This is a genomic window from Paracidobacterium acidisoli, from assembly GCF_003428625.2.
GTDB lineage: Bacteria > Acidobacteriota > Terriglobia > Terriglobales > Acidobacteriaceae > Paracidobacterium > Paracidobacterium acidisoli.
Genome location: NZ_QVQT02000011.1, coordinates 24,418 through 30,417, shown reverse-complemented (window position 1 = coordinate 30,417; position 6,000 = coordinate 24,418). Strand labels below are relative to the sequence as shown.

5 protein-coding genes are annotated in these 6,000 nt (G+C 55.3%); 4 read left to right on the top strand and 1 reads right to left on the bottom strand.

All coding sequences use genetic code 11. The features are described 5' to 3' along the window. On the top strand, positions 1 to 612 hold a 612-nt coding region (locus tag D0Y96_RS20270; protein ID WP_158562516.1), incomplete at its 5' end, for a hypothetical protein. A 26-nt stretch (positions 613 to 638) separates the two neighbouring features. After that, complete coding sequence (locus tag D0Y96_RS20265; protein ID WP_147325158.1) at positions 639 to 911, top strand: hypothetical protein; 273 nt, start codon at positions 639 to 641, stop codon at positions 909 to 911. Here the strand turns inward: D0Y96_RS20265 and D0Y96_RS20260 are convergent. Continuing rightward, positions 908 to 1,486, bottom strand: coding sequence for a DUF1990 domain-containing protein (locus tag D0Y96_RS20260; RefSeq protein WP_158562515.1), 579 nt, complete (start codon positions 1,484 to 1,486; stop codon positions 908 to 910). The genes D0Y96_RS20265 and D0Y96_RS20260 overlap by 4 nt on opposite strands. 151 nt (positions 1,487 to 1,637) lie before the next feature. On the opposite strand from D0Y96_RS20260, the gene D0Y96_RS20255 reads away from it, so the two are divergent. Together D0Y96_RS20255 and D0Y96_RS20250 are read left to right on the top strand one after the other, a co-directional pair. Next, positions 1,638 to 3,749, top strand: a complete 2,112-nt coding sequence (locus D0Y96_RS20255) for a chitobiase/beta-hexosaminidase C-terminal domain-containing protein (protein ID WP_117303725.1) — start codon at positions 1,638 to 1,640, stop codon at positions 3,747 to 3,749. 910 nt (positions 3,750 to 4,659) lie between these two features. Beyond that, entirely contained in the window at positions 4,660 to 5,691 is a 1,032-nt protein-coding gene (locus D0Y96_RS20250; RefSeq protein WP_117303721.1) for a hypothetical protein, read from the top strand. Positions 5,692 to 6,000 lie beyond the last annotated feature (309 nt).

Genomic DNA, 6,000 nt, shown 5'->3' with positions numbered 1-6,000 from the left:
TATGACCTCGGCGATCTCATCTACGATGCCGGCAAGGACTTCGGCTGGTGGGGAGGGGGACCGTCGTTCAAGGGAAATGTCGCCGCCTCGCAGTCGGGAAAAAATGTGCCGGGGACATCGTCCGCCAATGTGCCGGGACCGGCCCCAAATAACGTGAACAAGCCGTATGGGCGAACATTCCCTTGCAGTTCAACGGCAGGTCAGGTCATGGGAGCAGTTGAGAGCAATTTTGCAGCCTTTGGGAATTACTCTGCAGGTCCCTTTAGCCTCGCCTTTCATCAACCGCCGCAAATGGGCGTAGGGTCAGAAATTCCGATTACGGCTACCTATTTCGGAATCAATCAGAACATGGGCGTCAGCGTGCAGTCGATGTCTTCATCGAGCATGAGCTTTAGCACGCTTCCAGGCGGTCATCTGTTTTATCCGGGAGCCATCACATTCTCAGCGTCGCAAGCCGGAAATGGCATGGTCAGCTTCAACATCAATCTCTCAGGAACCTTCAATGGCCCTATCAACGGAGCGAAGTATTACCTTGGTGGGTCTGCGTTCGAGAATGCTCAGTGGAATCACTTCCTCTCGAAGGTTCAGGCTTACTGCTCGTTGGGGGGCTAATGCTTACAACTGGTTTAGTGTCATCGATGGCGCTGGTCACGCTGGTTGCATCGGGCGTGATCGGCTTCATCGTGGGGTTCATCACCTGTCGGGTGTTGAAGGTTTCTTGGGACGTGAAGATGGCTGCTACGGATACCATAATGACCGTGGCAGTGAGCATCGGAACGGCTTTTGCGTTCGCCGCTATCGCGATGGTTCGCGGCCCCTTCGATCCGGGCATAGGATGGATTTTCCTCATCGCCTCGGGGAGCGTTGTCATTCGTCATATCGTTCGCTCTAAACGCCACAAGGCCATCTAGCCCATGATGTATCGTCTCAGCCGGTCATGAGAGTCCCTTGCGAACCGGTGCTGCATGGCTCGTGAGAAGGGATAGGCCAGACGTGCGAGCGGGTGTCTGGGGCGGGATACCGCTTCGATCAGGTAGGATACGGCCTCGGTTGCTGGATCAAACTCAACGACAAAACGCTCCTGTCCCTGCTCGATGTGCCTGGCCGTGGTCGCGTACATGAACCCAAACTGGGTGGGTCTGTCCACGGTCTCCACGATGCGGTTGAAGACCACCGACCAGAGGCAGGCGGTATGAACCTCCACGCCGACGAGCTGTCCCGGAGTGATCTCAGCGCTTGGGTTCAGAACTTGAACCCAGCCCAAATCGAACTGCTGCCATCGGAGGAAGGCGTTGCGGGCGGCCTCGAAAGCCTGCAAACCTCTCCCGACCTCAGTACGGGACAGATCATGCACAAAACCCTTGGGTGGAGTTCCGAGCGCGCCGTCTGCCAAAGTCAACAGATGAGGGCTGGAGACCGGGGTCTCACGAGCGGTAGTCAGAAGCTTCAGCTTCTCGTCTTCGCTCGGCCTGAATAGTCGGAACACACTTCCAGTATCTCTGCTCCCTGGCCTCTGTGCCGACCGCGAGAAAAGCGACGCTGCTACGCATCGGGTTGAGGGTGACACCTCAAATGAACGAATCCGGAAGGTCACTGTTTCCACCGGAATTATTACCACGGTTGCTGGGAATGGAATATTGAATTACAGCGGTGACGGTGGTGCCGCAACAGGGGCAGAACTGGGCTATCCCTGGGCGGTTGCGCTCGACAGCTCGGGTAATGTTTACATAGGCGACTCGAACAATAATCGCATTCGCAAAGTCACTGCATCCACAGGAATCATCTCCACGGTTGCCGGCGATGGCGTGTCAGGATATGCCGGCGATGGTGGAATTGCTGTTAGCGCGGAATTGAATGCTCCCGAGGGCGTGGCCGTAGATCATTCGGGGAACATCTATATTGCAGATTCAGGTAATACTCGCATCAGAGCAGTAGGTGCTGGTTCCGCGCCGGCCGCGCCGGCATTGCCGACATTCTTGCCCCCCGCCGGGGCATATCTGAGCGCCCAAACGGTCACAATCAGCGATTCAACAAGCGGCGCGGCCATTTATTACACAACCAACGGTACAACGCCTTCAAGCTCGTCGACGCAATACACAGGCCCAATCAGTGTCAGCTCTACAGAAACAATCGAAGCAATCGCTGCTGCGGGTCCCGCGAGCAGCGCTGTCGCGACAGCAACATATACCGTCGGCACTGCGCCTGCGTTCTCGCCCGTCTCAGGCACGTACACAAGCGCGCAGGTAGTCTCTATTACCAGCACGGATGTTGGAGCGACGATCCACTACACAACCGATGGCACAATACCTACGGCCTCGTCGACGCAATACACGGGCCCAATCACCGTCAGCGCTACAGAAACGCTCAAAGCGATTGCGATAGTCGGCACCGCGAGCAGCTCCGTGTCGACAGCAACGTATACGATTAACCTGCCACCTCCGTCCACGGCGGTTATCACCGTACAGGGCAGTGAAGCATCAGGGGATGCGAACGTAATCACGGTCTCGTTCAATGGTTTTGCGGAGACCGTGCAGTACGGCCAGTTTTCAACGGCGGCGGCGGTTGCATCGGCGTTTGGGGCGAAGTTCTCGAACGACTACCTGCATGCGGGGTTGTGCGTCCATGCAAACGGCTCCGTGATCACCTTCCAGCTAAAGGGTGGGGCTCCTTTCGGTGCGCTCGATGTGGGAGGATCGACGGCGTCGTTCCATTTGACTTCGTCGGGGTTTGCATCTCAACAAGGTACGACGATCGCGGACACCGGTACCGTGACGCTGACGGTAGGCGGCGTGGTGGCAGCGCAAACCAGTTACGGCTACGGGGCTAAGGCAAGCACCGTTGCCGAAGGGTTGGCGGCGGCGGTCAATTCCAATTCGCCGGTGAACGTCATGGCCGTTGACGACGATCTTTATCTTCAATCAAAGCTGATGGGTGCAGGGACCAACTATAGCTATACGGTGCAGACGACGAGCTGGGATTCGGCGGATTTTCCGAATCCATCATTTGCAAATCCTCCGGTCAACGGCAGTCTGAGCGGCGGGTCCAATGCCGGTTCAGGCCAGGGGCAGGGTTCGCAGACGATCTACAGCTACAGCATTCCGAGCTATGCTGCCGGCTCGCAACCGACCGGTTATGATGCGGTCGGCGACATCGTGGGTTACAGTGATTCGGTGATGGGAAACTGGAGTATGTCGGGTGGCTACGATCCGTTGTACCGGCTGACATCGGCCAGCGCCACGTCTGGCGCGTATACCGGGCTCCAGATCAACTGGGGCTACGATGCGTTCGGCAACCGGACGAGTGAGACCTACGGAGGCACAACGAATGTGCCGGTACCGACCAGCAGCACCGCATCCTACAGTGCCAATAACTGGATCGCTTCCACCAGTCTTGGATCGGTGAGCTACGATGCGTCGGGGGATGTGACGTCGGACAACCAGAGCCAGTATCTGTATGACGGGGAGGGGCGGGTGTGCGCGGTACAGAACCGGGTCCTGGGCACCATGGTCGGCTACGTTTACGGGGCGGACGGGGCGCGGGTGTCGGAGGGTACGATCACGACATGGGGAAGCTGCGATCCGTCTCTGAATGGGTATCAGGCGATAAAGGACTCGATCCAGGGGCCGACTGGAGGCGAGCTGACGGAGGCGGGCGTGGACGGCAACGGGAATGTGGTGTGGGAGCACACGAATGTGTGGGTGAACGGGGAGCTGATCGCCACCTACGATCCGAAGTACCGATTGAGATGATGCAGCAAATCAACGCTTCCGTGGAGCGGAAGATTGAGGAACTGATGCCGAGTGCGTGGCATGCTCGAGACGACGAGAGCATAGTGTATCTCCTCGATTACATGAATAATCATTTCGCTCGCTACGTCGAAGACGGGAAGTGTTTGACCTGTGATTACCGGATTGAGAGTTTGCAAAGCTCATTGACTAACTGGCTCCCGCGGTAGTTCAGCTTGTGTTCGGGGCTAAGTTGTATATTGTGAAGCTAAACTCGCCAATTGCCTGGGACAACGAGATGCAAGTGCTGCCATTCGATATAGTCCGTGAGATCGGCTCTCGTATCAAGCGCGCAGCGGAGCAGAAATATCGGAAATGCCGTGTTGAAATCGATGGGCAGGCTATTGCGGGATTAGGTCAAAGCGCTCGGGCTGACCGTAGGTGACCTGCCGTGAAGGTGGCGGGTCATGATAAAGTGGCTGGTAATCTGCACTCTTAAATGAAGTGAGTTGCCGAGACGTGGTAGAGGACAGTGCAATGATTTCTCTACGTGGTGGGCCGCACACGCGAATACAAAGTTGAGTGTTCAACTATAAGTTGCTGGCACGAGAAACACATATTGACTTCATGTCCTGCAGCCGGTATCAGTGTGATGCGGTCGATTGCCAATGTGTGCTGGTACCTTGTGGGTTCCAGCACGAGCTTCAATTCTTTCAGCCATCCTGAATGAGCAATCTTAAAGCTCATTCTCTTTTCCTCTCTAAACCTCCAACCCTCTGCTCCTCATGCAACTGGGAGGCGGATCAATGGGGACACTGAAGAAAATCTATCTGTTTCGATATAGACAAAGACTAAAGATGTGTGAGGCAAAAGAACTGTGATACTTAATAGAAAGAGATTCTGTGCGAGCATTTGTGCCGGTACTGCCGTCCTCATGCTTGCGAGTGGAGTTGCCATCGCCCAAACCACGAATACGTTTCCTGCCAGCGGCAATGTTGGAATCGGTACAACATCTCCGCAGTTCAAGCTGGATGTTATCGGTCAGATTCATTCTTCGACTGGATTTGTTTTCCCCGATGGGAGTAGTCAGGTTACTGCCTATAACCCCAATGCGCCGCTTTCGATCAATGGCCGCTTTTCGATTAATGCATCCGGTTCTGACGCGCCCAATAGTGCGGCATTCCTGGTCAACGATACCGAAACGCCAACTAATGGATGGATGATTCCGTCGGCGATAGTGTCAGTGAATGCAGTTAATGGAACGAATGTCATCCAGGACATTTGTGCTTTTGATTTCAGCCTGGGCGATTGCGCGTACTGGGGTCTCAACTATACCGGACATGAAAGTTCATCTAATCTTCTGACATTTGGTCTGACCGGAAGCGACCACCTGCTGAATATTCTTCCGAGCGGCAACGTGGGCATCGGTACGATGGCTCCAGGTGCGCGGCTGGAAGTCAACGGCAATCTCAAACTCACCGCCAGCAGCGGCGCCTCCATAACCTTCCAGGACGGAACAGTGCAGACGACTGCCTACACCGGTGTGGCCTGCGGCGGAGACTATGCCGAGTCTGTCGATGCGGCCGGTGAACGCAATCGCTATAAGCCAGGCGACCTTCTGGTGCTCACAGATGATGGCAACGGCGATGTGACAAAGTCGACTGAACCGTATTCGACGATGGTCGCGGGGGTTTATTCGACCAGGCCGGGTTATGTGGGCAGACGTCAGACCGGACCCAGGAATTCAGATGAGATCCCTATGGCCATGGTCGGAATAGTTCCCACAAGGGTGAGTGCAGAGAATGGACCAGTTCATCGTGGAGACCTGCTTGTGACGGCGTCGCTGGAAGGTTATGCGATGAAAGGCACGGATCGCAGCAGAATGCTGGGCGCGGTGATCGGTAAAGCCATGGGCTCACTGGATTCGGGAACGGGCGTGATTGAGGTCCTGGTGACACTGCAATAAACACTTATTAATGCGGTCCATGATAAGCAGTTAATGCTTGGAGTCCTGCGGTGAGAGCGACAATGTGGATCGCAGATCGCCGCCTTTAATCAGTAAACCAATCACTTATTCCCACTACCGTTCTTTGGTCCGAGTAATAAGAAGTACTGGACATTATCTTTATTCGTAGATAGAAATTAACAGCAATTTCAAGCCAACCTCCAGGAGTGGCGCAGCAATTGCTTTCCAGGTGAGGGCAATCGAGGTTAAATCTACGGTCTCCGCGAGAGGAGCGACACAACACCGTCTATATCGACGGGCCAGACAGGT